The organism is Moorena sp. SIO4G3, from assembly GCF_010692305.1.
GTDB classification, from domain to species: Bacteria; Cyanobacteriota; Cyanobacteriia; order Cyanobacteriales; family Coleofasciculaceae; genus Moorena; species Moorena producens_A.
On sequence record NZ_JAAHIG010000679.1, the window covers coordinates 1 to 2,156 of the forward strand.

Below are 2,156 nucleotides of genomic sequence, written 5' to 3' on the forward strand. Positions count from 1 at the left end.
GCTATCAACAGACCTCTTACAGTTTCGCCGCATCGCTACCCGATACGAAAAACTTGCTATAAATTATACAGCTATGTTAGAAATCGGATTAATTTTGTTGTGGTTATAGTTTGAAAACACGCCCTAGCGCTATAAACTCCCCAAAACCTACAGGAGTCTTAAAGCCGCACCTCCAACTAAAGGTTAGCAATTGCAAGGGTATATCAACCAGAGCAAATTTGTTGTATTGGGCTCTGGTGCTGTGATTCCCTTAAGGTTGATAGCTTTTCTCTACTTTTCCTGCTCCTTTGAGAATCCGGTAGTATGACAGTGCCACCTCATCCTCTTCATCTGAAAGTCGGTCTATGGCAATACCATTACGACCATTGTCTATACCAGAACTATGGATATAATAACCGTCTCCCAGATATAAACCAACATGATTCACGTCTTGGTTTGTGGCGAAGAAAATCAAATCACCTGGTAGAGCTGACTCAATCTCAATTGTTTTCGTGAAAGCATCTTGCGCATCGGCATTCCTAGGTAACCAAATTCCTGAAGCAGTAAAAGCGGCTTGTACTAGTCCTGAGCAATCATAGTTGGGAGCAACAGTACCTCCCCAAAGGTAGTGGTTCGGCTGCTCCATTGCAGCTTTGGTAAAAGCAATCACTGCTGGGAGTCGTTCTTGGATTTGGGTAGTTGAAAGGGTAACTGGCTGATACTTAGTTGCCGCATATTCAAGTTCTGCTAAATACTGCACCTGCAACCAGCCACTATAGCCATCCTCACATAATCGCACTTCTAAAAAGTCATTTACTGGTGTTTTCGAGGTAAACTGCAAGTGACGTCCTACTGCTGCTTGAGTGCCCAAAGCTTGGCAACTGGGAAAATCATAGATGTTCAAATTAACTTGGCAGTAGTACTCATATTGTGTTGCTTCAACCTTCTCGAAGTTTGCTTGTAGATTCTCTAGAGAAATCATCAAAAATTTTTTAAAGTCCCTTATTATTTACATTTTGAGCCAATTTTGTGATTCAATTTTTACCTAAATCCCACACTATAAAACCCACACCCTGTCTATTTTTAAAGTAGCTTATCACTTCGTGAGGCTATGTTCCCCACTAAACCTTTTTACAGAGGTAGAAATACCAGCCCACCTCACCGGCGGCAATCATTTCTTGGGTTTTTTTAAAGTCAGCACTTGTATCTGGATATTGCTCTCGAGCTAACTCCGACACTAGTTCATAGGTCTTTTCCAAGTGCTGGCTCAAGTCCTTTTGCTGCAATAGTGTAAATCCTAGCTGGCTAAGGTTGTCTGCATAAACTTTAGGACTAAATGTTGGCTTGAATAGGAGTCGGTCGTAAACGTACTTGCGGGCAGTTTCACTGACTTCATCTACTGGCGTTACCAAATCATCAAATAAGAAGATGCCGTCTGCTCCTAGAACACGGTAAGCCTCCGCCAAAGCCTTATTCAGTTTAGGAATGTGGAAAAGAGCGGCTTGACTCCAGACATGGGTAAAGGAGTCATTTGGGAAAGGCAGGTTAGTTGCTGATTCCTTGTGGAAGCTTAGGCGCAGAGATGGATAATGACTAGCTTTCTCTTGAGCATAGTCAATAAAAATACTACTGAGATCGACTCCTACCACTTCGCATCCTGTCTGCTGAGCTAGCCAGATAGCAGTGTTGCCATTTCCACAAGCTACATCTAACACCCGGGACTCAGCAGTAATACCACTGTGTTCCAGCATATATTCATTCCAGTAATGGCAGGCAGAGAGAAAGTCCTCAGGTCGAGCGTTGGTCAAGTTTTCAAAATAACCCCAGTGCAGACCTCCTTCTGAATCCCAGAAATTGCGGAAACATTTGTCTCGTTCGGGATTGTTGAAACAAGCTTCAATGTCAGCTTCCGTAAAGCTCTTTTGCATCATGTTTTCTTTACTGATTTAACTTATATACTACTGAGTTCTACTATTAAACCATCATCAGGAATCTCCACGGAGTCTATTCTCACATAATTCCCTTGGTTTAGGCGTACAGAGCGGTTTTTGGCTAGGGCGTGTTTTCTTGCCTCGTTATATCCTAAAAGTAGTGTGTTCAATGGGTGCATTCATGGATCGAGGGGACGTGAAGTTTTGAACAGTGGGAGAGGTTAAAACCGTTATTACCACCACAAA

3 protein-coding genes are annotated in these 2,156 nt (G+C 42.7%); all 3 read right to left on the reverse strand.

Features of this window, described 5'->3' with window-relative positions; genetic code table 11:
- Positions 1 to 250: 250 nt before the first annotated feature.
- Complete coding sequence (locus F6J99_RS44485; RefSeq protein WP_293123709.1) at positions 251 to 961, reverse strand: C40 family peptidase; 711 nt, start codon at positions 959 to 961, stop codon at positions 251 to 253.
- A 139-nt stretch (positions 962 to 1,100) separates the two neighbouring features.
- Entirely contained in the window at positions 1,101 to 1,910 is an 810-nt protein-coding gene (locus F6J99_RS44490) for a class I SAM-dependent methyltransferase (RefSeq protein WP_293123712.1), read from the reverse strand.
- Positions 1,911 to 1,930: 20 nt separating this feature from the next.
- Positions 1,931 to 2,080, reverse strand: a complete 150-nt coding sequence (locus tag F6J99_RS44495) for a hypothetical protein (protein WP_293101824.1) — start codon at positions 2,078 to 2,080, stop codon at positions 1,931 to 1,933.
- Between the last annotated feature and the right edge of the window lie 76 nt (positions 2,081 to 2,156).

What these genes read in the sequence shown, in the direction of transcription:
- F6J99_RS44485 (WP_293123709.1), bottom strand. Translation starts at nt 961, where the DNA reads ATGATTTCTCTAGAGAATCTACAAGCAAACTTCGAGAAGGTTGAAGCA.
- F6J99_RS44490 (WP_293123712.1), bottom strand. Translation starts at nt 1,910, where the DNA reads ATGATGCAAAAGAGCTTTACGGAAGCTGACATTGAAGCTTGTTTCAAC.